Source organism: Phycicoccus ginsengisoli, from assembly GCF_054779295.1.
Genome location: NZ_BAAGYN010000014.1, coordinates 39948 through 63633, shown reverse-complemented (window position 1 = coordinate 63633; position 23686 = coordinate 39948). Strand labels below are relative to the sequence as shown.

Here is a 23686-nt window from a genome sequence, read left to right as displayed (position 1 = left end):
GGCTGCCCCGGCGTCGCACGGCGCGCACGCGGCATACGGTGGGCGCATGCCCAACCGGCTCGCCGACTCCACGTCCCCCTACCTGCTGCAGCACGCCGACAACCCCGTCGACTGGCAGGAGTGGGGTGAGGAGGCCTTCGCGGAGGCGCGCCGCCGCGACGTGCCCGTCCTGCTGAGCGTGGGGTATGCCGCGTGCCACTGGTGCCACGTGATGGCGCACGAGACGTTCGAGGACGAGGAGGTCGCCGCCGCGCTCAACCCGCACTTCGTCGCGGTCAAGGTCGACCGCGAGGAGCGGCCGGACGTCGACGCGGTCTACATGAGCGCCACCACGGCGCTGACCGGGCACGGCGGCTGGCCGATGACCTGTGTCCTCACCCCCGACGGCGAGCCGTTCTTCGCCGGCACGTACTTCCCGAGGGGTCAGTTCCTCCAGCTGCTGGCGCAGGTGCGCACGGTCTGGGCGGAGCAGCGCGAGCGCGTGCTCGAGAGCAGCGCGCACATCGCCGGCCGGCTGCGGGAGATGTCCTCGGCCGCGACGCCGTCCGCCCTCGACGAGCAGGCCCTGGCGCAGGCTGCAGCCGGTCTACGACGCCAGTTCGACGACGCCCGCGGCGGCTTCGGCGGCGCGCCGAAGTTCCCGCCGTCGATGGTGCTGGAGTTCCTGCTGCGCCACCACGCCCGGACCGGGTCCGCGGACGCGCTGGCGATGGTGGAGCGCACGTGCACCGCGATGGCGCGTGGCGGGACGTACGACCAGCTCGGCGGGGGCTTCGCCCGCTACTCGGTCGACGCCGACTGGGTCGTGCCGCACTTCGAGAAGATGCTCTACGACAACGCCCAGCTGCTGCGCGTGTACTCGCACTGGCTGCGAGCCACCGGCGACCCGCTGGCCCGACGCGTCGCGGCCGAGACGGCGGAGTTCCTTCGGCGCGACCTCCTCACGGGCACAGGGGGTTTCGCGTCCGCGCTCGACGCGGACACCGACGGCGTCGAGGGGCTCACCTACGCCTGGACGCCGCAGCAGCTCGTCGAGGTCCTCGGCGAGCACGACGGCGCCCACGCCGCGGAGCTGCTGTCCGTGACCGCGGGGGGCACGTTCGAGCACGGCTCCTCCACCCTCCAGCTGCGCACGGACCCGGACGACGCGCAGTGGTGGGCCGGCGTGCGGTCCCGCCTCCTGGCAGCCCGGGACGAGCGCCCGCAGCCGGCCCGCGACGACAAGGTCGTGACCTCCTGGAACGGGTTGGCGGTCGCCGCCCTCGCCGATGCCTCCCTCGCCCTGGACGACCCGTCGCTGCTGGAGCTGGCCCGTGCCTGCGCGGAGTTCGTCGTGGGCACCCACCTCGTCGACGGACGGCTGCGCCGCTCCTCGCGCGACGGCCGCGTCGGGGCCGCCGCCGGGGTGGCCGACGACCACGGCAACTTGGCCGAGGGCCTCCTCGCGCTGCACCAGGCCACGGGCGAGGCGCGCTGGCTGGAGACGGCCCGGCAGCTGCTCGAGGTCGCGGTCGAGCAGTTCGGCGCGGACGACGGCGGGTTCCACGACACCGCCGCCGACGCCGAGCCGCTGGTGCTGCGGCCCCGCAGTCCCGCCGACAACGCCGAGCCCAGCGGCCAGTCCGCCATCGCCGGCGCCCTGCTCACCTGCTCGGCCCTGACGGGCGACACCGCGATGCGCGAGCGCGCCGGGGCAGCTCTGTCGTCCTCCGGCTTCCTCGCCGCGCGGGACCCCCGGTTCGCTGGGTGGGCGCTCGCGGTGGCCGAGGCGTCCGCGGCCGGCCCGCTGCAGGTCGCAGTCGTCGGCGAGGGCGACGACGCCGCAGGGCTCCTCGCGGTGGCCCGGGCCTCGTCGTCACCGGGTCTGGTCCTCGCGCACGGCCGACCCGACTCCCCCGGCGTGCCGCTGCTCGCGGACCGCCCGCTCGTGGGGGGCGCCGCGGCGGCCTACGTCTGCCGTGGGTTCGTGTGCGACGCACCGGTGACCGACGTCGCTGCGCTCAGCGCCGCGCTGGCCCGGTGACCTCCGCCGCGAGACGGGCGGCGTCCCAGCCGGGGACCGCACCCGGGCACGACAGCACGTAGTCCGCCACCTGGTCGTCGTCGAGACCGTGCGCCTCGCGTAGTCCGTCGGTCATGGTGCGCAGGTATGCCGGGGCGGGCGACTTGGGTTGCACCGCAGCAGGATCCGGCGTGGTGAAGGTCAGGACGGGGTGGCCGTCGAGCTCACCGACGAGCAGCAGGGACTCGTAGCGCCCGGGGCCGACGTCGTGCCGCGCGTGCTCAAGCACGTGGGCCAGGTCGAGGTCGGGGCCGGGCTCACGGTGCATCTCCTGCGCCGCCACGTCGGCGAACTGCTGGTCGGTGACGAGGTAGGCCCTGGCCAGCGTGCTGCCGCCCGCGCCGGCGTCGTAGAACGCGATCCCACCACCCCAGGTGGGCGACTCCCACCCGAAGAGCACGCTGCCGGGCAGCGTCATGGGCCGGTCGTCGGCGGGCAGGGTGCGGTTGCGCGCGCCGGGGTAGCTGCGCCGCGCCCCCTCCGGCCGGCCGCCCTGCACGTAGCAGAGGAAGCGATCACGCCGGAGGTTGCTGCCGTAGCACGCGTACCAGACCTGCACGGGCTCCACCGTGCCACAGGGCGCTCAGAGCACGAGGTGCCGGTAGGCCGGCTCGGCCAGCTCGAGCGCCCGGGCGCCGCCCAGCGGGTCCACGAACAGTGCCGTGGCCCAGACGTCGGCCCACAGCAGGGTCGGGCCCCAGACCGTGGCCGACCCCGACCGCTCCACGGCGGCACCGGAGCGCGGGTCGAGGATGTGCGCGCCGCGGGCGGCGGTGCCCGACGTCGCGAGGCCGCCACGGGTGAGCTCCACCGTCGCCGCCACCCGGCTGCGGTCGCGCGGGTCCTCGACGCCGATCCGCCAGGTGGAGGGGGACGCGCCGTAGCCGGCGCCGGCGACCAGGTCGCCACCGGCATTGAGGCAGAACGAGATGCCGGGCACGTGCGCGAGGTGGGCCGCCGCCCCCTCGACCGCCCAGCCCTTGACCAGGCCGGTCGGGTCGTAGCCCCCGTCGGAGGTGTGGGCACTGAACAGCCCCCCGGTGCGCAGCTCGGCGACCGTGCACAGGTCGCGCACCTCAGCCAGCCACGGGTGGGCGTCGCGCGGGTCCAGCTCGCCCCTCAGCGCCCGCGACAGCTCGCTGTCGGCGCGCCACGTGCTGAACACCTCGTCCACCTTGCGCAGGTGGGCGAAGACCTGGCCGACGGCGGCGTCCGCGGCCTGCGAGTCGACGTCCCCGCGCAGGTGGACCGACACCGGCATGCCCATGACCTGCTCGACGACGGCCCGCCGTGGCGGGTCCGCGGCGCCGTCCGTCGCGCCCCCACGGGTCGCGGTCGGGGTCACGGCCGCGGTCACAGGTGCGCCTGGTCGATCGCCGACTGCAGCGACTGCAGGTACCCGTCGGACGTGACCGTCGCGCCGGACACCATGTCGATGTTCGCGCTCTGCGCCTGCACGACCTCCTGGTTGAGCACCGGCAGGGCGTAGGAGTTGATCTCGGCGTCGCGGTCGTTGCCGTTGGGGTAGACGACGGCCTCGGCGTCGGTGATCGTGCCGCCCTTGACCGTGATCCGGACCTGGACCGGGCCCCAGCGCGTCTGTGCCGTGTCGCCGTCGTAGGTCTTGGCCGCCGAGGAGCCGCTGGAGCCGCTGGAGCCACTGGAGGACGAGCTCGAGCTGCCCGAGGATGAGCTGCCCGAGGAGGAACCGGCGCCGCCCGAGGAGCTGCTGCCCGAGCCGCCGGAGGCCGACGAGCCGGAGCTGTGCGCGCCGGCAGCGGCCTGGGCCACCACCGGGGCGGCGAGCGAGGTCCCCGCGCCGGTGGACGTGTGGTAGCTGAACAGCAGGACCAGGGTGGTGAGGGTGGACAGCGCCCACAGGGTGATGCGTCGCACGGGTGCTCCTAGTACGTGAACCGCTCGAGGTGGATGCGCTCGTCCGGGGTGCCGCAGGCCAGCGCGGCGCGCCGGGCGGCCTCCATCCAGCCGGGCGACCCGCAGAGGTAGACGTCCCGCTCGGCCACGTCGGGCACGAGCTGGGCCAGGGCCTGGGCATCGGTGAGGTGGGCGGCCGACTCGGGCAGCCACGACTCCCGGCCGGGCACGCGCCGGCCCTCGACGGTGAAGTAGCGGGCCCCTCGCCGCGTCGCGAGGTCGTGCAGCTCGTCGGCGTGGACCAGGTCCTCGGCGCTGCGGGCCCGGTGGATGACCGTCACCTCCCCGGGCCGCTGCCGCAGGCCCTCGAGCAGGGCCCGCATCGGGGTGATCCCGATGCCCGAGCCCATGAGCAGGACCTTGCGGCGGGTCCGGGTGCCCTCGTGCAGGCGGCCGTAGGGGCCCTCGACGAGGACGCGCGTCCCGGGGCGCAGCCGCGCGAGCCGGGCCGTGCCGTCGCCGACGTGGGCGGCGGTGATCCGCAGGTGCCGTCCGTCAGGGGCCGCGGAGAGCGAGTACGGGTTGGCGCGGGTCCAGCCCGGCCCGTCGAGGAACCGCCAGTGGAAGAACTGGCCCGGCAGCGCGTCGAGCCGCTCGACCCCGGGGCCACCGACGACGACCGACGTGACGCCCGGCGCCTCCTGCCGCACCGAGACGACCCGGATCGGCAACCGCAGCGAGCGCCAGGCCGGCAGCCCCAGGCGGTAGACGAGCACGGCGCCGGCGCACACGGCATACAGGGTCCACCAGAAGACGGTGGAGACGCGGGAGGTGAGGAACTCCTGCCCGGTCCACAGCTGGTGCGGCAGCGCGAGCCCGGCGCCGAGGTAGCCGTAGAGGTGGATGAGGTGCCACGACTCGTACCGCAGCCGCGCCCGGGCCTTCTTCACGGAGGTGACGACGACCATGCACAGCGCCACGGTGCCGGCGACGGCCAGCAGCATGCCGGGGTAGTTGACGACGAAGTCGACGATCGTGCCCCACAGGCCCTTCGGCCCGGTGGCGGCGTAGCCGAGGGTGATGAGGACGATGTGCGCCCAGAGGAGGTTGAAGGAGGTGAACCCGACGTACCGGTGGGTCCGGGCGAGCGAGTCCTGGCCCCAGGCCTGCTCGAACCACGGGACCCGCGCCATGAGGAAGACCTGCACGAGCAGCAGCGCCGAGGCGACCAGGCCGGTGAGCCGGCCGAGCGAGGTGAGGGCCGTGCCCGGGCTGCCGAGGGCCTGCACGCCACCGTTCGCCACCCACAGCGTCACGACGAAGAGCACGACGAACCAGAACAGCGACACCGAGGCGTCCCGCCACCAAGCCGGCACGGGCCGGACGGTCCGGGGGCGCGGGGCGGTCCCGGCGGTGGCGGCTGCCTCGGAACGGGCGCCGGCGAGGTCGGTCGAGGTCACACCACGACTGTGCGGTCGCCGTCTGTGAGGTTGCTGTGGACGCCCCGTGACGCGACTCAGACTTCCTCCGGTGCTCCCGCGCCCCTTGGGCCAGCCGGCACGACGACCCCGTCCACGAGCACGACGTCGGCTCCCGAGACCGTCGGCGCGACCCTGGCGGCGTTCGCCTCGTCCGAGCGGAGCACCCAGGCACGGGCGTCGGCCGGTGACCGTCCGGCAGCGACGTGCCGCTGCACCAGCCGCTCGAGGCGCACGTCGTCCGCGAGCGCGCAGAACCACACCTCGTCGAGCTGGGCCCGCACCGGCCTCCAGGCGGCGTCGTCCAGAAGCAGGTAGTTGCCCTCGGTGAGGACGACGTCGGCCCCGAGCGGCACGACGAGCGCACCCGGCTGCGGTTCCCCCACCGCGTGGTCGAACGCGGGAGCCCGGACGGTGCGGCGCGGCACCGAGCGGGCCGCCTCGAGCACCGCGGCGTAGGCCGCCGCGTCGAAGGTGTCGGGGGCGCCCTTGCGGTCGCGCCGACCCAGCCGGACCAGCTCGGCGTCGGTGAGGTGGAAGCCGTCCATCGGCACGTGGGCGACGTGCCCGGCGAGCTCGGCGGTGCCGGCGGCCGCCGCGAGCAGCGCGGTGACCAGGGTGGTCTTGCCCGCGCCCGGAGCACCGGCGATGCCGAGCACCCGCCTGCGGCCGTCCGCGCGCGCGGCCGCGACGAGCGAGCGCACCCGCGCCACCAGGGTGGCGTCCAGCGCCGGCTCACCGTGCCGGGCGTGCCGGGCGTGCCGGGCGTGCCGGGCGTGCCGGGCGTGCCAGGCGTGCCGGGCCGTGCTGCCGTCCGTCAGGCCCACCACCCCAGGAGCTGCCCACCGATCCGGACGACGAAGGCCACGAGCACGAGCACGAACACGACGCGCACGAACCGGCTCCCCCGCGCCACGGCCGTCCTGGCGCCGGCGTAGCCGCCCAGCAGGTTCGCCGCCGCCATCACCAGCCCGATCCCCCACATGACGTGCCCGCCCGGCGCGAAGACCGCCAGCGCGCCGAGGTTGGTGGCCAGGTTGGCGATCTTGGCCTTGGCGCTGGCCTCGAGGAAGGCGTAGCCCATCAGCCCCACCAGCGCGAAGACCAGGAAGCTGCCCGTCCCCGGGCCGAGGGCGCCGTCGTAGACGCCGATGCAGAAGCCCGTGAGCATGGCGACGACCGTGTGCCGGTGGCCGTCGAACCGCAGGGCCGTCTCCTGCCCCAGGGAGGGTCGCGCGACCGTGTAGGTGCCGACCACCACGAGCATCACCAGGATGATCGGGTTGAACGCGGACTTCGGGATGTGCAGGCCGATGAGCGCGCCCCCGGCCGACCCGACGAAGGCGACGGCCGCCATGGGCAGGGCCGTGCGCAGGTCCGGCCGGACCCGCCGCCAGTACGTCAGCGAGCTGGTCGCGGTGCCGAAGACCGACGACACCTTGTTGGTGGCCAGCAGCTGTGCGGGCGTGGAGCCGGGGAAGCCCAGCAGGAGCGCAGGGAGCTGCACGAGCCCACCACCCCCGACGACGGCGTCGACCCAGCCGGCGGCGAAACCGGCCAGGGCCATGAGCGCCAGTGTGCTCGTCGCGAGGTCGCCCACTCAGTGCCCGGCCATCCAGCGGTCGACGATGCCGACGATGTCGGAGAGCTGGTGCGCCTCGGCATCCGGCGTGACGTCGACCTCGACGCGCTGCTCCTGCGGGATGTCGCTGTGCGGCACCCAGATCGCGCGCATGCCGACCTGCTGCGGCCCGTGGACGTCCTCGAAGAGCCGGTCGCCGACGTAGACCGCGCGCTCCGGCTGCACGGACACGGCCGCACAGGCCAGCAGGAACGCCTCGCGGTGCGGCTTCACCACGTGGATCTCGGAGGAGTAGACGTCACCGTCGACCAGGTCGAGGACCCCGTCGCGCTGGAACAGCTCGCGGTGGTAGGCCCTCGACCAGATGGTGTTGGAGAGCACGCCGACGCGGATCCCCCTGTCGTGCAAGGCTTCCCAGAGCGGCCGGACCTGTGGGTCCGTGTGGGTGTGCGGCTCCCAGAAGCGTTGGTATGCCGCGAGCGCCAGGTGGTGCCGGTCGTGCTCGGGGTCGACGCCGGCCTCCGCCAGCACCTCCTCGAGGGAGGCGCTGGAGTGCTCGGAACGGCCCCGCTTCCACGCGGCGTCCTCGGCCATGAGGATGCGGTGGGCGAGCGAGTCGGCCTCGGCGAGGTCCTCTGGGGCCATGTCGGGCGACTCGACGGGGATGCCGTGCACCTCGCGGGCGAAGACCCGCCACTGCGCCGGCAGGTCGACCTCGTGCCACGGCGTGAGGGTGCCGCCCCAGTCGAAGATCACCGCCTCGACGGGGGCGTGCCCGCCGGCGGACGAGCTGGCTGCCATCAGGCGTCGCTGCCGCGGACCTCGCGGACCACCTCGACCACGACGTCGGCGACCGGCACCTCGCGCCGCTCCCCGGTCGCGCGGTCCTTGATCTCCACGACTCCGTTCTCGAGCGACTTGCCGATGACGACGATCGTCGGGACGCCGATGAGCTCGGAGTCCTTGAACTTCACGCCGGGGCTCACCTTCTGGCGGTCGTCGTAGAGCACGGACAGGCCCTGCGCCTCGAGCGCCCGGGTGACCTCCTCGCCGGTCGAGAAGACGTCCGGATCGCGCGTGACGTCCTTGCCGGTGGCCACGACGTGCACGTCGACGGGGCTGATCTCCCGCGGCCAGCGCAGCCCCAGCTCGTCGTGGTTGCCCTCGGCGACGCACGCCACCGCGCGCGAGACCCCGACGCCGTAGGAGCCCATGATGACGGTCTGCAGCTTGCCGTGCTGGTCCAGCACCTTGAGGTCGAGGGCCTCGGCGTACTTGGTGCCGAGCTGGAAGATGTGGCCCATCTCGATGCCGCGTGCGGACTCCAGCCCGTGACCGCAGGACGGGCAGGCGTCCCCCGGGCGCACGTCCGCGGCCTCGATCGCGCCGTCGGCGGTGAAGTCGCGGCCGGCGACCAGGTCGATGACGTGCTTGCCGGACACGTCGGCACCGGTCACCCAGCGCGTCCCCTCGGAGACGCGCGGGTCGAGCAGGTAGCGGATGCCGGAGGGGTTCTCGGCCCCGAGGGCGCCGGGCCCGATGTACCCCTTGACCAGGGCGGGGTTGGCGGCGAAGTCCTTCTCGTCGAACGCCTCGACCGCCGCTGGCTCCACCTGGGCGCCGAGCCGCTTCTCGTCGATCTCCCGGTCACCGGGCACGCCGATGGCCAGGGGTTCGCGGGTCCCGTCCGGGTGGACGAGCATCACCAGCACATTCTTGAGCGTGTCGCCCGCCTCCCAGGGCCGGTCCTCCCGCGGGAAGGCCAAGTTGAGGTGGGCGACGAGGGTCTCGATCGTGGGCGTGTCCGGGGTGTCCTCGGCGTGCGCCGCGGGCGCGTCGTCCCACGGCACGGGGTCGGGCGCCGGCACCCGCACGGCCTCGACGTTCGCGGCATACCCGCAGTGCGGGCAGTAGACGTAGGTGTCCTCGCCGTTCTCGGCGGTGGCGAGGAACTCCTCGCTCTTGGACCCGCCCATGGCGCCGGCCATCGCCTGGACGATGACGTAGTGGAAGCCGAGCCGGTCGAAGATGCGGATGTAGGCGTCGCGGTGCAGCTGGTAGGCCTTGTCGAGGCCGGCCTCGTCGATGTCGAAGGAGTAGCTGTCCTTCATGACGAACTCGCGGCCCCGGAGCAGGCCGGCGCGCGGACGGGCTTCGTCGCGGTACTTCGTCTGGATCTGGTAGATCGAGAGCGGCAGGTCCTTGTACGAGGAGAACAGGTCCTTCACCGCGAGGGTGAACATCTCCTCGTGGGTGGGGCCGAGCAGGTAGTCGGCGTCCTTGCGGTCCTTGAGCCGGAAGATGTTGTCGCCGTACTCCTCCCAGCGGCCGGACGCCTCGAACGGCTCCTTGGGCAGCAGGGCGGGGAACAGCAGCTCCTGCGCGCCGATGGCGTCCATCTCCTGGCGCACGATCCCCTCCACCTTGCGCAGCACCTTCAGGCCCAGCGGCAGCCAGGTGTAGATGCCGGGGCTGACGCGCCGGATGTAGCCCGCGCGGACGAGGAGCTTGTGGCTCGGCACCTCTGCGTCCGCCGGGTCCTCGCGGAGGGTCCGCAGGAACAGGGTCGACATGCGCAGGGCCACTTCGGTCTCCTTCGGGTGGGGGGCCACCGGGAAGGATATCCGTCCGTATGCCGGGTGCTCACCGCGGTTTCCCACGTGGCCCGGCCCGGGCGATCCGGCCCGGCTATCCGGCCCGGGCGACCCGCCCCGGGCTACCCGGGCCTAGGGCGCCACGGCCCGGGCGCCACGGCCGACGTGCGATCCTGACCTCCATGGACGCCAACGGCCGCACGGGGACCCGGGTCGAGACGCAGGAGCAGCTCGTCGCGCTGCTGGGCGAGCCGCTCCCGCGCGTGCGGGACAAGGCGCGTCCGGCGCTGCACGAGCTCGACCGGCAGTGGCTCGCGGCGTCGCCGTTCTGCCTCGTGGCGACCTCGGCCGCGGACGGCAGCTGCGATGTCTCGCCCAAGGGCGACCCGCCCGGCTTCGTCCGGGTCCTGGACGACACGACGGTCGCCGTGCCGGAGCGCAGGGGCAACAAGCGGGCCGACGGCTACCGCAACGTCCTGTCCAACCCCCACGTCGGGCTGGTCTCCGTCATCCCGGGCCGCGGCGACACGCTGCGCATCAACGGCCGTGCGCACCTGGTCAGCGACGCGCCCTGGTTCGACCACATGGTCGTCGAGGGGCACCGCCCGGTCCTCGCCCTGGTCGTCGAGGTCGACGAGGTGTTCCACCACTGCGCCAAGGCCTTCATGCGCAGCCGGCTCTGGCACCCCGAGACCTGGGACCCGATGGCCGTGGGCTCCCGGCCGCAGATCGCCAAGGCGCTCGAGCGGCCGGAGGACAGCGTCGAGGAGCTCGAGCGCTACTACGGCGAGCAGTACTCCACCGGCCTCTACTGACCCCCTCCCCCCGGGACCTCGGGCCCGGGGCGCTGAATCTTGGGCCAACATTCCCTGGGGCGGTGAAGGTTCACCAGCACAGGGAATGTTGGGCCAAGATTCAGCCGGGGTCAGGGGCGCGACCTGCTCCGCCTCGCCCGCGTGACGACGGTGCGGACCAGGGCGACCAGCGACGCGAGGGCGAGCACGAGGCCGGCGACCAGCCAGAAGCGCGCCCTGGGGTCGCGGCCGGGGACGAGCACCAGGAAGACCCCGAAGCCGAGCAGGCTGCCCCAGAACCAGAAGCCGATGGTCCCCGGCCGCGGCTCTCCCTCCCTCGGCTCGGCCGGCTCGGGCTGCTCGCCACCGAGGGCGCCGCGGCCCCGGAGCTGCTCGGCCGCCTCGGGCTGCTCGGGCTGCTCGCCACCGAGGGCTGGGCGGCCCTCCGGGGGGACCTCGTGCGGACCCGGCGTCACAGCAGGACGGTCGAGAAGGTCCCGACGTCGTGGAACCCCACACTGCGGTAGGTCGCGCGGGCACTGGTGTTGAAGTCGTTGACGTACAGCGTCACCCAGCGCGCCCGGGTCTGCATCACCTGCTCGACCACGGAGGCCATCAGGGCAGTGGCGAGGCCGTGTCCGCGCAGGTGCGGCGCGAGCCACACGCCCTGGATCTGGGCGCAACCGAGGGCCACGGACCCCACGTCCGCCTTGAAGACGACCGCGCCGTCCTCGACGACGACGAAGGTGTGCCCTCGCTCGATCAGGGCCAGCAGCGCCTGACGGTAGGCCGCCCCGGAGCCGGTGTACGGCTTGTAGCCGATCTCGCCCTCGAACATGTGGGCGGCCGCGGGCATCACGAGGTCGACCTCGTCGAGGCGGGCCGGGCGGACCCGTGGGTCGAGCTCCACCCCCAGGGACGAGGGCAGCTCCATCATGCTCATGAGAGGCTGGTTGGCCCGGACCGCGCGGGCCGGGCCCCAGGCCGGCTGGAGCAGCCGCCACAGCTCGGCGACCTGGTCGGCAGGGCCCAGGATGGAGGCGCAGTGCCGGCGCCAGCGCCGCACCCGGTCGGCGAACCAGGCGATACTCTGGTCGTCGGCCTCCACGGGGACGAGGTTCGCGCTGGACCAGCACATGGACTGCAGGCGCCCGTCCACCTTGTGCCCGAGGACGGTGCCGGGCTGGGTGGTCAGGACGCCCTCGAGCAGCCGTGCCGCGACGAAGACGTTGGCCGCGAGGTCACGCGAACAGACCTCGAGGGCGGCGTCACGGTCCGACGGCGAGAGGGCGTGGACCGGGTTGCGGGTGCGCAGCACGGTGTCAGCCTAGGCCCCGCCGGGGCCCGACGCCGCGGAACGACGGTGGGCGCGAGGGAAGGGCTGCCGCCGGCGGGGAGGCCCAGCCGACCGTGACGGGAAGCTCAGCCGACGGTGACGGGAAGCTCAGCCGACGGTGACGGAGGGGGCCCCGGCGTCCGCGTCGTCCATGGGCTCGCCCATCTCCTCGGCGATGCGCATGGCCTCCTCGATGAGGGTCTCGACGATCTGCGACTCGGGCACCGTCTTGATGACCTCGCCCTTGACGAAGATCTGGCCCTTGCCGTTGCCGGAGGCGACGCCGAGGTCGGCCTCACGCGCCTCGCCGGGGCCGTTGACGACGCAGCCCATGACGGCGACGCGCAGGGGGACGGTCATGCCCTCGAGCCCCGCGGTGACCTCCTCGGCGAGCTTGTAGACATCGACCTGGGCCCGGCCGCAGGAGGGGCAGGAGACGATCTCGAGCTTGCGCGGCTTGAGGTTGAGCGACTGCAGGATCTGGTTGCCGACCTTGACCTCCTCCACGGGAGGGGCCGAGAGCGACACGCGGATGGTGTCGCCGATGCCCTTGGACAGCAGCGCCCCGAACGCGGTCGCGGACTTGATCGTGCCCTGGAACGCGGGGCCGGCCTCGGTGACCCCGAGGTGCAGCGGCCAGTCGCCCCGCTCGGACAGCAGCTCGTAGGCCCGCACCATGACGACGGGGTCGTTGTGCTTCACCGAGATCTTGAAGTCGTGGAAGTCGTGCTCCTCGAAGAGGCTCGCCTCCCACACCGCCGACTCGACCAGCGCCTCGGCGGTCGGCTTGCCGTACTTCTCCAGCAGCCGCTTGTCGAGCGAGCCGGCGTTGACACCGATCCGGATCGAGACCCCCGCGTCCTTGGCGGCCCGCGCGATCTGCTTGACCTGGTCGTCGAACTGGCGGATGTTGCCCGGGTTGACCCGGACGGCCGCGCAGCCCGCGTCGATCGCGGCGTAGACGTACTTGGGCTGGAAGTGGATGTCGGCGATCACCGGGATCTGCGACTTGCGCGCGATCGCGGGCAGCGCGTCGGCGTCGTCCTGCGAGGGGCAGGCCACCCGGACGATGTCGCACCCGGCGGCGGTGAGCTCGGCGATCTGCTGCAGCGTCGCGTTGATGTCCGTCGTCGGGGTCGTGCACATCGACTGCACCGAGATGGGCGCGTCGCCGCCGACCTCGACCTTGCCGACCTTGATCTTGCGCGTCTTGCGCCGGGGGGCGAGGACGGGCGGAGGAAGCGCCGGCATACCGAGACCAACAGTCATGGTGTCCATTATCCGGTATGCCGCGCCCCTCGCCCCCCGCAGGGTGGGGACGCTACCCGCCGAGCCTCTACGGCGGCTTCCTGCTCGCTCACCCGGGCCGCGTGCCTCGTTCCTCGGCCCGCAACCCTCCTCCGCTCGTGCGTCAGCCGCCGAGGTTGACGGGCTTGACCACGTCGGCGTAGATGAGCAGGGCCGACATCACGATGAGCACGGTGGACACGGCATACGCCACCGGCAGCGCCTTGGCGACGTCGACGTGACCGGGGTCGGGGCGGTGCAGGATCCGCGCGACCGACCGCTTGAGGCCCTCCCACAGCGCGCCGGCGACGTGCCCGCCGTCGAGCGGCAGCAGCGGGACCAGGTTGAAGACGAAGAGCGCGAAGTTGAGCGACGCCATCAGGCTCAGCAGGAACACGAACGGGTTGATGCCGTTCGGGCCCCCGATCCACGACACGCCGCCCGATGCCGCCTCACCCGCCATCCGGCCCACGCCGACGACCGAGACCGGGCCGTTGGGGTCGCGCTGGCCGGAGCCGAAGGCGGCCTCCGCCACGCCCTTCATCTTCTGCGGGATCTTCAGGATGATCCCCGCCGTCGCCTTGAGCTGCTCGCCGACGATCCCCGGGACCTCGGTCACCGGCTGGGGGACGTAGGCCACGGGCGTCTGGCTGCTGACGCCGATGAAGCCGGCGTCGACGGTGACGGGGTTGCCCTGGGCGTCGACCCTGGGGCGGCCCTGGGCGTCGACCTGCTGGACGGTGTTGCGGATCGGCGTGACGGTCAGGGTGACCTGGTGCCCGTCGCGCTCGACGACGACCGGGGTGGGCTGGCCGACGCGCGGCCGCACGAGCGTGCCCACGTCGGTGGTCGACGTGATCGGCTGTCCGGCGATGGACACGAACCGGTCACCGGGCTTGATTCCCGCCCGGTACGCCGGCGTCTTGGGGTCGGCAGGCGTGCAGGTCGTCTTGGCGGTGACCTGGGCCGCCGAGACGACGCACTCGCTGACCGCGGCGACGTCGGCACCCTTCTGGGGGGTGGCCACGCCGTAGAGGGAGACGATCCCGCCGAGCAGGACGACGCCGATCAGCAGGTTCATCATCGGGCCACCGAGCATCACGACGACCTTCTTCGGCACCGACAGCTTGTAGAACACCCGGTCCTCGTCACCGGGCTTGATCTCCTCCAGGCTGAGCTGGCGCGCCTCGTCGGCGAGCTGGGAGAACCGCCCGGTGGACGACACGCGCAGCGTGCCCGGCTTGTCCCCGGGGCGCGGCGGGAACATCCCGATCATCCGGATGTACCCGCCGAGCGGGATCGCCTTGACGCCGTACTCGGTCTCGCCGCGCCGGGTCGACCAGAGGGTGGGGCCGAAACCCACCATGTACTGGGTCACCTTGACGCCGAACTTCTTGGCCGGCACGAGGTGGCCGATCTCGTGCAGGCCGATCGACAGGCCCACGCCGAGCGCGACGAACAGCACCCCGAGGATGTAGAGCAGGACAGTCACGCGGGGGCCCCCTGGGTGGCGGTGTCTTCGGTGGTGGTGGGGGTGCCGGGGACCGGCAGCCCCAGCACCTTCCGTGCTCGGCCGCGGGCCCACTCGTCGGCCCGCAACACGTCCTCAACGGACAGCGCGGCCGAATCGATCCCGGCGTGCTCCTGCACGACCCGCTCGACCGTGTCGACGATGTCGGTGAACCGGATGCGCCCGTCGTGGAAGGCGTCGACCGCCACCTCGTTGGCCGCGTTGTAGACGGCCGGGTAGCTGCCTCCCGACTCCCCCACCTGCCGGGCGAGCCGGACCGCGGGGAACGCCTCGTCGTCGAGCGGCTCGAACTCCCAGGCCTGCGCCCGGGTCCAGTCGACCGGGACGTCGACGTCGGCGAGCCGGTCCGGCCAGGACAGGCCGAGCGCGATCGGCACGAGCATGCGCGGCGGGCCTGCCTGGGCGATCGTGGAGCCGTCGACGAACTCGACCATCGAGTGGATCATCTGCTGCGGGTGCACCACGACCTCGATGGCGTCGAACGGGATGTCGAAGAGCAGGTGCGCCTCGATGACCTCCAGGCCCTTGTTGACCAGCGTGGCCGAGTTGGTGGTGATGACCCGGCCCATCGAGAAGTTCGGGTGGGCGAGCGCCTCGGCCGGCGTCACGCCGCGCAGCGACTCGCGGCTGCGCCCGCGGAACGGCCCACCGCTGGCCGTCACGACCAGCCGGCGCACCTCCTCGGCACGCCCACCGCGCAGGCTCTGCGCGATCGCGGAGTGCTCGGAGTCGACGGGCACGATCTGGTCGGGGGCAGCCGCGGCCTTCACCAGCGGGCCACCGACGATGAGCGACTCCTTGTTGGCCAGGGCCAGGCGCGACCCGGCCGCGAGCGCGGCCAGCGTCGGCCGCAGCCCGATCGACCCGGTGATCCCGTTGAGGACCACGTCCGCACCGCTCGCTGCCGCCGTCACCGCAGCGTCCTGCCCCACCACGACCTGCGGGCGGTATGCCGGCCGGCCGGCCCGGCGCGCGTGCGCGGCGACCGCGTCGGCCACCGCCTCGTGGGTGCCCCGGGCGACGGCCAGCAGCTCGACCTCGAAGGCGACGGCCTGATCGGCGACCAGGTCGAGGTTGGCGCCGGCGGAGAGCGCCGTCACCCGGAACCGGTCGGGGTTGCGCGCGACGACGTCGAGGGCCTGGGTCCCGATGGACCCGGTCGAGCCGAGGACGGCGACGGTGCGCGGTGGAGTCACGTCCCCATTGTCCCCCATTGCCTGGTGGACCCCGCACGTCACAGGCGGGCCACCACTCCACGGGAGGGACCCCGGCACCACCGACGGCACGCGCCCGACGAGACAGTCGCCATCCAGGGCCGGGCCGGCGTCAGCGGTCGACGACCACGACGGCCAGGCAGGGGTGCTCGTCCTCGACCTCGACGAGCACCGACCGGATGCCGTCGTAGCCGTCGGGGTCGACGACCTTGAGCGCGGCGACGCGGTCCCAGACGAGCACGCGTCCGCCGGCGCCCTCGGGAGGATCCTCCTCCGCCAGGTCGTGCAGGCAGTCGGCGAGCGCGTCGAGGTTGCGCCCGAACCAGTCGGGGAGGCGGAGCGTCTCGGCGAACCAGTCCAGGCTCTGTCCCACGGTTGCCCCCGCGGGCACGACGAGGACGTCCTGACCGTCGTCGCGCGCCGATCGCACGAGGTCGCTCACCGACGTGCCCGACCCCAGCTCACGCACCACGACGGCTCCCGGTGGACGGCAGGCCGACGGCCCGGCGGAGGTGCGGCTCCCGACGCCACGGCACACGGGTCGAAACAGGGCAGCGGACGTCCCGCCACCGCCCGAACGGTGGAGTTGGCCGGCTCACTCGCGGAAGACCCGCTCCTCGATGAGCTGCTCCTCGACGACGCGACCCTCCGTCTCGAACCGGCCCTGGTCGAACCGCTTCTGGAACTCCAGCTCCAGGTGGTCCACGCCGTTGCGGTTCTTCTCGATCGACAGCACGACCCACTGGCGGAACCGTTCGGCGTTGCCGAGGTGGTAGACGAGGTGGTGCTTGGCGACCACGTCGTACTTCTCGTTGATGATGAGCACGATGTCGGACTCGTACGCGAGGGCCGAGGAGCCACGCAGGTCGTGGACGCGCATCCGGCGACCGCCGACGAGGCTGCCCTTCTCGGCGGCCACGATCGACACCACCGGGACGGCGAACTCGAGCGCGAAGTCCTTGAGCCGCTCGACCACCGTGGCGACCCGCTCCTCCTCGGCGAGGCTGGAGCCGGGCAACGGGATCTTCTGGAGGTAGTCCACGAGGACCATCGGGGCGCGCCCGTCGCGCTGGGCGAGCTCGGCGATCGTGTCGTGGATCGTCTCCAGGGTCGTGTGCAGGCCGCTGCTGGTGTGGATGTGCAGCCGGTCGGCGTAGCCCTCGAGCGACCGGACCGCCTCCGGCCCACCGGGGGCGTTGGCGAACCGGGAAGCGAGGTTGTTGGCGGTGCTGTGCCGCGCCTCGAAGGCGGCCCTGATCTTGGTGAGGTTCACCCCGTCGGTGCCGGCCACCTCGGCCGCCTCGATCGCGAGCAGCCGCTCCAGGATGCTGTGGGCCCCGTGCTCGTAGGAGAAGAACACGGCAGTGCGGTTCGCCGCGACGGCGTTGCGCAGCACCTGGAGCATCATCGCGGTCTTGCCCAGGCCTTGGGGACCGCCGAGCAGGACGAGCTCGCCGGAGCGGAAGCCACCGGTGAGCGCCACGTCGAGGGCCCCGAAGCCCGTGGGCCACACGCGGGCCCCGGCACTGTGCCCGAGGCGCAGCTTCTCGTCCGTCTCGCTCATCACCTCGGACAGGGACTTCAGCCGTGCACCTTCACGCGGGGTGGGCGCACCCTGGTGCAGCGGGGTCAGGACCCCCATCTCGTCCACGCTCATGGCGCGAATTCAACTACCGATTCCCGCTCGCCGAGGGCACTTTGGCGCAGACCCCCGCCGAGTGGCCGATGCGCAACCGGACCTACGGGGCGAAAGGGAACGATAGGGACAGGCGGCTCCCGACGAGGGTCAGGGAGCGATGCCGACGTAGGTCGTCTCGAGGTACTCCTCGATGCCCTCGAAGCCGCCCTCGCGGCCGAAGCCGGAGGCCTTGACCCCGCCGAACGGGGCGGCGGGGTTGGAGATGATGCCCTGATTGATGCCGATCATGCCGTACTGCAGGCCCTCGGCCACGCGGATCATCCGGCCCAGGTCGGTGGTGAACACGTAGGACGCCAGGCCGTACTCGGTGTCGTTGGCGAGCTCGACGGCCTCGGCCTCGGTGCGGAACGAGGCGATCGGGGCGACGGGGCCGAAGATCTCCTCGGTCATCATCCGGGCGTCCTTGGCCACGCCGGTGATGACGGTGGGCTCGTAGAAGTAGCCGCGGCCGGGCACCACCTTGCCACCGGTGACGACCGTCGCACCCTGGGAGCGGGCGTGCTCGACCAGCTCGGCGACGCCGTCGCGGGCCTTGCCGTCGATCAGCGGGCCGACGTCGACCCCCTTCTTGGTGCCCTTGCCCAGCGTCAGCGCCCCCATTCGCTTGGCGAGGCGGTCGGCGAAGTCGTCCACGACCGACTCGTGCACGTAGAACCGGTTCGCGGCGGTGCACGCCTCCCCGATGTTGCGCATCTTGGCCAGCATCGCGCCCTCGACCGCGCGGTCGAGGTCGGCGTCCTCGAACACGATGAACGGGGCGTTGCCACCGAGCTCCATCGAGACCCGCAGCAGCTGCTGCGCGGACTGCTCGACCAGGCGCCGCCCGACCCCGGTGGACCCGGTGAAGGTGAGCTTGCGCAGCCGGCTGTCGCGGATGATCGGCTCCATCACGTCGCCGGTGCGACTCGTCGTGACGACGTTGAGGACGCCGTCGGGCAGGCCGCAGTCGGCCAGCAGCTGGGCCAGCGCCAGCATCGTCAGCGGGGTCTGGCTGGCCGGCTTGACCACCATCGTGCACCCGGCCGCGATGGCCGGGCCGATCTTGCGCGTGCCCATCGCCAGCGGGAAGTTCCACGGCGTGATCATCAGCGTGGGCCCGACCGGCTTCTTCATCGTCAGCAGCCGGGTCGCGCCGTTCGGAGCGGTGGACCAGCGCCCGGAGATCCGCACCGCCTCCTCGCTGAACCACCGGAAGAACTCCGCCCCGTAGGTCACCTCACCCCGGGACTCGGCCAGCGTCTTGCCCATCTCGAGCGTCATCAGCATCGCGAACTCGTCCGCGCGCGCGGTGATCCGCTCGAACGCCGACCGCAGGATTTCCCCCCGGTCCCGCGGTGGCGTCGCCGCCCAGCTCGCCTGGGCCGCCACGGCGGCGTCCAGCGCGGCCTTGCCGTCCGCCACCGTCGCGTCCGCCACGTGGGTGATCGTCGCCCCGCTCGAGGGGTCCTCCACCGCGATCGTCGCGCCGTCGGAGGAGTCCCGCCACGACCCCCCGACCAGCAGGCCCTTCGGGACGGACTCGATCAGGGACTTCTGGTTCAGGGCCATCAGCGGGTGCCTCCGTCGTGTGCAGCGGTGTCGGTGTCGGTGTCGATGGCGGGATCCGGTGCGGTGCCGGGCCGGGCCGCGTCGTGGGTCTCGTGCGTGTGGTGGTGCGGGAGGTGGCCCTGCGGGATGGCGGCGTTGCGGCCCGACAGCAGCGGCAGGGAGGGATCCCAGCGGGTGCCGTCGCGCTCGTCCTGACGCCGTCGGGCGATGGCCGACAGCGCCTCGAGGACGACCCGGTTGGCGAGCGCCGCGGTGATGTCGGCGTGGTCGTAGGGCGGGCTGACCTCGACGACGTCGATGCCGACCACCGGCAGCTCGAGGCAGATCCGCCGCACCGAGTCGAGCAGCTCCCGCGCGCTGAGGCCGCCGGGCTCCGGGGTGCCCGTGCCCGGGGCGTGGCCGGGGTCGCAGACGTCGATGTCGACCGAGAGGAAGACGCCCTCGCACTCGTCGGTCGCGATCGTGAACGCCTCGCTGAGGCACTCCTGCAGCCCGCGGTGGACGATCTCGGTCATCTCGAACGAGCGCATCCGCTGGCCGGCCATCCAGTCGAGGGTCTCCGGCGGGGGCCAGTAGCCGCGCAGGCCGACCTGGAGGAAACGGTCGCCGCGAAGGGCGCCCGACTCGATGAGCCGGCGCATGGGCTGCCCGTGGCCCCACAGGGAGCCGAACTCGATGTCGCCGGTGTCGGCGTGGGCGTCGAAGTGGATCATCGAGACGCGGCCGTGCCCCAGGACGTTGGCCACCCCCTTGGCGTCGGGGTAGGCGATCGAGTGGTCGCCGCCGAGGACCACGGGGATCGCGCCGGCCCGGGCGACCTTCTCGACCGCCGCCTCCAGGGCAGGCAGGGCCACCTCGATGTCGCCGGAGTACATCTCGACGTCGCCGGCGTCGACGACCCTGAGGTCGACGAGGCCGTCGGTGCGCAGGGCCAGCGAGGGCCGCGAGCCGTCGTGCGGAAGGTAGTCGGTCATCCGGATCGCCTGGGGTCCGAACCTCGTCCCGGGCCGGTGCGAGGTGCCCCCGTCGAAGGGTGCGCCCAGGACGACCACGTCGGCGCCGGCATACGTGCTCTCGTCGTCGAGGTCGCAGCGGTCCACGCCCAGGAAGGTGAAGTCGGGGCCGTACTGCTGCCCGTAGCGCGCCATGTCCCCAACCTAGTGCTCGCCCCGGACCGGCGGCAGCCCGGTCACCCCTTTCGGGGCAGGGTCCGTCGACTCGCGGATGGGCCAGGTGTCATTGACAGGAGGCGAATTCGGGCGCGTCGGTGGCATGGTGGAGGGATGGAGCCTGCCGCGGTCGGCCGGTCTGCGCGGGGCGTCCTGGCGGTCGTCCTGGTGTCGGCGTGCGGGGGCATGGGGTCGAGCTCCCAGGAGGTGTCGATGACCGAGGCCGTGAACGCACCCAGCACCATCACCGTGACCAGCGAGGCGTTCGTCGAGGGCGGGACGGTCCCGCGCCGCTACACCTGCGACGGGCCGGGGACCTCGCCCCCGCTCGCGTGGTCCGGCGTGCCCACCGGCGCTGCCGCCCTCGCCCTCGTGGTCGACGACCCGGACGCGCCCTCGGGCACCTTCACGCACTGGGTGCTGCTCGACCTGCCCCCGAGCACCCGGTCGATCCCCGAAGGGGTGACGCCGCCCGGGGTGCAGGCGCGCAACAGCGCCGGCAAGGCGGCCTGGATGGGGCCGTGCCCGCCCAGTGGGACCCACCACTACCGGTTCACCGTGGTGGCCCTGCGATCACCCACCGGGCTGCGCGACGGGGCCGCCCTGGCAGACGCCCTCGAGGCGGTCCGGGGTGGCGCACTCGCGCAGGGTCGCCTCACGGCGACGTACCGACGCTCGCACTGACGTCACGGGCAGGCGACGTCGCCGAGGTCATCGTCGGGCCGGCCCCCACCGCTCACCCCGGTGGGGGCAGGGAGTCGTCGGGTCCGAGCTCGAGGTCGGCCCAGCGGACCGCCTCACCCGTCGGCGGTCGGTATGCCGTGGGAGCCCGGTCCGTGGCCCCACGCCCGACCCGGGTCTGCTGCCTTCCGATACCCGGGGGCCGCGCCATCCCGGAGGTGACGGGCGGACCGACCACCAGGCCGTACCGGTTGCGCACGACGAGGCCGTCCAGCCGACCGGGATCGCCCTCGACCGTGTAGTCACCGCGGTCGATCGCGTCATGGTGGAAGGTGCACAGGCACGCCTGGTTGCCCGGGTCCGTGGCCCCTCCCTCGGCCCAGCGCACGAGGTGGTGGACCTCGACGAAACGCGTGGCGGTGCAGCCCGGGAACCGGCAGCCACGGTCGCGGTCCTCGACGAGCCGGCGCGCCCGGTCGGGCAGGATCCGCATGGACCGCCCAACGGCGACGGGCTTGCCGTCGGTCTCCCACACCGGCTGCACCGCACCGTTGACGAGGAGCCGTTCCACGAGGGCGAGCGGGATGGCGCCGCGTCCGTTGACCCAGGCACCATCGGTGGAGAGGTGGACGTAGACCCGGTAGTGGCTGCTGCGCGACGAGGACGTCAGGGTGTCCAACGAGCGGCGGGCGATCTCCTCGAACGCCTCCGCGTGGCTCGGCCAGGGGCCGGCGACCGCTGAGGCCCGCGCTCGCTCATCCTGTCCGTGGTCCGCGCCTGCGCGGGCGGCGAGGAAGAGCGCGTCCTTGGCCTCGCGAACCGCCTGTTCCACCAGCGCCCCGACCGTGGCGGGCGCCGAGTAGCGCAGCTGGAAGCGTCCGTCACGGTCATAGGACATCGAGAGCTCGGGTCGGGCACACGCACGCCGCTCGGCCTCCGACACCGCGGGGACCTCCTCGGCACGGGGCTCCCCGTCTCCCCCCGAGAGCTCCCCCGGCTCCTGGTCCATCGAGGTCCTCGCGACGGCGAAGGCGTGACGGGAGACCGCCCTGCGCAGCTGCGGCACCGTCAGATGCCGAGCCAGCTCCCCCACCGACCGCTGGTGGGACACCGGGACGTGGTGGGCGACGACAGCAGCCTGGTCGAGCGACAGCACCCCCTCGGACACGGCTTCGGCGACGACGGGGAGCTCGGCCCTGCGACGAGCCACCGCCACGACGTCACGGGCACGCGCGGGCGACAGGGCAGCCCGGACGACCAGGTAGTGCTCGGGCGAACGAAAGCCCCCGTCACCCCAGTGCCTGCCCTCGAGCAGCTCAGTCGCGATGTCCACCAGCTCCGCCTGGACCCGGTTGAGCCGCCCCGCCACCTCGGCGGTGCGGTCCCACAGCTCGCGCTGTCTTCGGTCGCGCTGGACGGTGATGGGGCTGATTGACATGCCCCTAATCGTACAGGTGTTCGAACATTCCCACAAGGCTGGTAGCGGCGAAAACAGCTGCACCGCAATGACTTTCGTGAGAGTCGACCCTCCAACGCCCGGCGCTGTCCGGGCTCCGGTCAGCGGTCCTCGATGGCCCAGGGCGAGCCGTACCCCTCGGGCTTCGGCGCGGCGAGGAGGTCGAGGAACGGCACCGCGTCGAACGCCTCGGGGCCCTTGACCCCGCTGCCCTCCCAGGCGCCCGTCGCGAGCAGCTCGAGCGCGACGACCGGGTTGACCGCGGTCTGCCACACGACGCACTGGGCGCCGTACTCGCGCATCGTCTCCTCGTTGTCGGACACGTGGTAGAGGTAGGTCCGGCGCGGGCGGCCGTCCTTGCCGGTGCCCGTCACGAACACCCCCGCGCAGGTCTTGCCCTTCATGCGCGGGCCGATGGTCGCGGGGTCGGGCAGCACCGCGGCGACCACGTCGCGGGGCGAGACCTCGACGCCCTTGACCCGGACGGGATCCGTGCGGTCCAGGCCCAGGGTGCGCAGCGTCCGAAGGATGGTGATGAGCTCCTCGCCGAGTCCGTACTTGAAGGTGACGCGCTCGGCGTCGAGCCAGCGCGGCATGAGCAGGACCTCCTCGTGCTCGACGTGCACGCACTCCACCGGCCCGATGCCGCCGGGGAAGTCGAACACCTCCGGCTCGCTGAACGCCGGGAGGGTGAAGAACCCGGCCTCCAGGTCGCCGCCGGCCGCGTCGGCCCGCTGCTTCTCCCACACCACCGGCGGGTTGAGGCACTCCTCGATGATGGTCCACATCGAGAAGCCCGGGGCGAAGGTCTCGTTGCCCTCGTCGTCGTACACGGCCAGGTTGGCGCCGTCGCGCGTCCCCAGCTCCTCGATGTGCGAGAAGAGGTGGTCCGAGGCGTACCGCGCCAGCACGTCGGACAGGCCCGGCTCCACGCCCATCCCCAGCAGTGCCAGCTGCCCGGCGGATTCCCACTCCCCCGCCATCGCGAGCTGGTCGTCCCCGAGCTTGACGTGCGTCCGGGCATACGGCTCCTGCGGGTGACGCTGCGACAGGCTCATGGCCATGTCGAGGTAGCCGGCGCCCGCTGCCAGCGCACCCCGGAAGATCGGCATGACGAACCGGGGGTCGACCGCGTTGAGGACGTGCGTCGCGCCGTGCTCACGCGCCAGCGCCGCCACCGCGGCCTCGTCGGACGCATCGACCTGCGCGGCGACCAGGCGCGACTCACCCGGCCGGCGGGCGGAGGCCTCGGCCACCGTGCGCTCAGCCCGCCACAGCTCGTAGTCGGCCACCACCAACCGCTCGAAGAAGTCGCGCTCGACGGCGATGCGCGCGGCGGCGTCACCGACGCCGCCGGCGCCGATCATGAGGACTCGCATG

22 protein-coding genes are annotated in these 23686 nt (G+C 72.9%); 3 read left to right on the top strand and 19 right to left on the bottom strand.

Annotated elements, in window-relative coordinates; genetic code table 11:
- The first annotated feature begins 46 nt into the window (after positions 1-46).
- Positions 47-2023, top strand: coding sequence for a thioredoxin domain-containing protein (locus ACYVDO_RS18750; RefSeq protein WP_460938745.1), 1977 nt, complete (start codon positions 47-49; stop codon positions 2021-2023).
- Here the strand turns inward: ACYVDO_RS18750 and ACYVDO_RS18745 are convergent.
- The 8 genes from ACYVDO_RS18745 to ACYVDO_RS18710 are packed head-to-tail and all read right to left on the bottom strand — an operon-like array spanning position 2001 to position 9582.
- Positions 2001-2621: a histone deacetylase gene (locus ACYVDO_RS18745; protein WP_460938743.1), complete on the bottom strand. Its 621-nt coding sequence runs from the start codon at positions 2619-2621 to the stop codon at positions 2001-2003. The two genes, ACYVDO_RS18750 and ACYVDO_RS18745, sit on opposite strands and share 23 nt — an antisense overlap.
- A gap of 24 nt (positions 2622-2645) precedes the next feature.
- A complete protein-coding gene (locus ACYVDO_RS18740) occupies positions 2646-3419 on the bottom strand; it encodes an FAD:protein FMN transferase (RefSeq protein WP_460938741.1) in 774 nt (257 codons plus the stop codon).
- Complete coding sequence (locus tag ACYVDO_RS18735) at positions 3416-3958, bottom strand: FMN-binding protein (RefSeq protein ID WP_460938739.1); 543 nt, start codon at positions 3956-3958, stop codon at positions 3416-3418. Before ACYVDO_RS18735 ends, ACYVDO_RS18740 begins: the two co-directional genes overlap by 4 nt.
- An 8-nt stretch (positions 3959-3966) precedes the next feature.
- On the bottom strand, positions 3967-5397 hold the full coding sequence (locus tag ACYVDO_RS18730) for a ferredoxin reductase family protein (protein ID WP_460938737.1): 1431 nt from the start codon (positions 5395-5397) through the stop codon (positions 3967-3969).
- 56 nt (positions 5398-5453) lie between these two features.
- A complete protein-coding gene (locus tag ACYVDO_RS18725; RefSeq protein ID WP_460938735.1) occupies positions 5454-6242 on the bottom strand; it encodes a nucleoside/nucleotide kinase family protein in 789 nt (262 codons plus the stop codon).
- A complete protein-coding gene (locus ACYVDO_RS18720) occupies positions 6233-6982 on the bottom strand; it encodes a TSUP family transporter (protein ID WP_460938733.1) in 750 nt (249 codons plus the stop codon). Before ACYVDO_RS18720 ends, ACYVDO_RS18725 begins: the two co-directional genes overlap by 10 nt.
- A gap of 33 nt (positions 6983-7015) precedes the next feature.
- Positions 7016-7798, bottom strand: coding sequence for an HAD family hydrolase (locus ACYVDO_RS18715; RefSeq protein WP_460938731.1), 783 nt, complete (start codon positions 7796-7798; stop codon positions 7016-7018).
- Positions 7798-9582 (bottom strand): proline--tRNA ligase, encoded by a 1785-nt coding sequence (locus ACYVDO_RS18710; RefSeq protein ID WP_460938729.1) that lies wholly within the window; start codon positions 9580-9582, stop codon positions 7798-7800. The genes ACYVDO_RS18715 and ACYVDO_RS18710 overlap by 1 nt, the downstream gene beginning before the upstream one ends.
- A 191-nt stretch (positions 9583-9773) precedes the next feature.
- On the opposite strand from ACYVDO_RS18710, the gene ACYVDO_RS18705 reads away from it, so the two are divergent.
- Positions 9774-10406 (top strand): pyridoxamine 5'-phosphate oxidase family protein, encoded by a 633-nt coding sequence (locus tag ACYVDO_RS18705; RefSeq protein ID WP_460938727.1) that lies wholly within the window; start codon positions 9774-9776, stop codon positions 10404-10406.
- Positions 10407-10516: 110 nt separating this feature from the next.
- On the opposite strand, the gene ACYVDO_RS18700 is transcribed toward ACYVDO_RS18705, so the two are convergent.
- From ACYVDO_RS18700 to speB, 9 genes are all read right to left on the bottom strand, one after another.
- Positions 10517-10861 carry a hypothetical protein gene (locus ACYVDO_RS18700; RefSeq protein ID WP_460938725.1) on the bottom strand — a complete coding sequence of 115 codons (345 nt, stop codon included), beginning with the start codon at positions 10859-10861 and terminating at the stop codon, positions 10517-10519.
- The gene (locus ACYVDO_RS18695; RefSeq protein WP_460938723.1) at positions 10858-11703 is read right to left on the bottom strand and encodes a GNAT family N-acetyltransferase; all 846 of its coding nucleotides are present in this window, start codon (positions 11701-11703) and stop codon (positions 10858-10860) included. The genes ACYVDO_RS18700 and ACYVDO_RS18695 overlap by 4 nt, the downstream gene beginning before the upstream one ends.
- 126 nt (positions 11704-11829) lie before the next feature.
- Complete coding sequence (gene ispG, locus ACYVDO_RS18690; protein WP_460938721.1) at positions 11830-12990, bottom strand: flavodoxin-dependent (E)-4-hydroxy-3-methylbut-2-enyl-diphosphate synthase; 1161 nt, start codon at positions 12988-12990, stop codon at positions 11830-11832.
- Positions 12991-13132: 142 nt separating this feature from the next.
- Positions 13133-14500 carry a M50 family metallopeptidase gene (locus ACYVDO_RS18685; RefSeq protein ID WP_460938719.1) on the bottom strand — a complete coding sequence of 456 codons (1368 nt, stop codon included), beginning with the start codon at positions 14498-14500 and terminating at the stop codon, positions 13133-13135.
- Positions 14497-15753 (bottom strand): 1-deoxy-D-xylulose-5-phosphate reductoisomerase, encoded by a 1257-nt coding sequence (dxr, locus tag ACYVDO_RS18680; RefSeq protein ID WP_460938717.1) that lies wholly within the window; start codon positions 15751-15753, stop codon positions 14497-14499. The genes ACYVDO_RS18685 and dxr overlap by 4 nt, the downstream gene beginning before the upstream one ends.
- A gap of 112 nt (positions 15754-15865) precedes the next feature.
- Positions 15866-16225 (bottom strand): barstar family protein, encoded by a 360-nt coding sequence (locus ACYVDO_RS18675; protein ID WP_460938715.1) that lies wholly within the window; start codon positions 16223-16225, stop codon positions 15866-15868.
- 123 nt (positions 16226-16348) lie between these two features.
- On the bottom strand, positions 16349-17410 hold the full coding sequence (locus ACYVDO_RS18670) for a DnaB-like helicase C-terminal domain-containing protein (protein ID WP_460938713.1): 1062 nt from the start codon (positions 17408-17410) through the stop codon (positions 16349-16351).
- A gap of 129 nt (positions 17411-17539) precedes the next feature.
- Positions 17540-19000 carry an NAD-dependent succinate-semialdehyde dehydrogenase gene (locus tag ACYVDO_RS18665; protein ID WP_460938711.1) on the bottom strand — a complete coding sequence of 487 codons (1461 nt, stop codon included), beginning with the start codon at positions 18998-19000 and terminating at the stop codon, positions 17540-17542.
- Positions 19000-20148, bottom strand: a complete 1149-nt coding sequence (speB, locus tag ACYVDO_RS18660; RefSeq protein WP_460938709.1) for an agmatinase — start codon at positions 20146-20148, stop codon at positions 19000-19002. Before speB ends, ACYVDO_RS18665 begins: the two co-directional genes overlap by 1 nt.
- A 135-nt stretch (positions 20149-20283) precedes the next feature.
- On the opposite strand from speB, the gene ACYVDO_RS18655 reads away from it, so the two are divergent.
- The gene (locus ACYVDO_RS18655) at positions 20284-20853 is read left to right on the top strand and encodes a YbhB/YbcL family Raf kinase inhibitor-like protein (protein WP_460938707.1); all 570 of its coding nucleotides are present in this window, start codon (positions 20284-20286) and stop codon (positions 20851-20853) included.
- Positions 20854-20905: 52 nt separating this feature from the next.
- Here the strand turns inward: ACYVDO_RS18655 and ACYVDO_RS18650 are convergent, their stop codons facing one another.
- Together ACYVDO_RS18650 and ACYVDO_RS18645 are read right to left on the bottom strand one after the other, a co-directional pair.
- Positions 20906-22288, bottom strand: a complete 1383-nt coding sequence (locus tag ACYVDO_RS18650) for an HNH endonuclease signature motif containing protein (RefSeq protein ID WP_460938705.1) — start codon at positions 22286-22288, stop codon at positions 20906-20908.
- Between the two features lie 119 nt (positions 22289-22407).
- Positions 22408-23685 (bottom strand): saccharopine dehydrogenase family protein, encoded by a 1278-nt coding sequence (locus ACYVDO_RS18645; RefSeq protein ID WP_460938703.1) that lies wholly within the window; start codon positions 23683-23685, stop codon positions 22408-22410.
- Position 23686 lies beyond the last annotated feature (1 nt).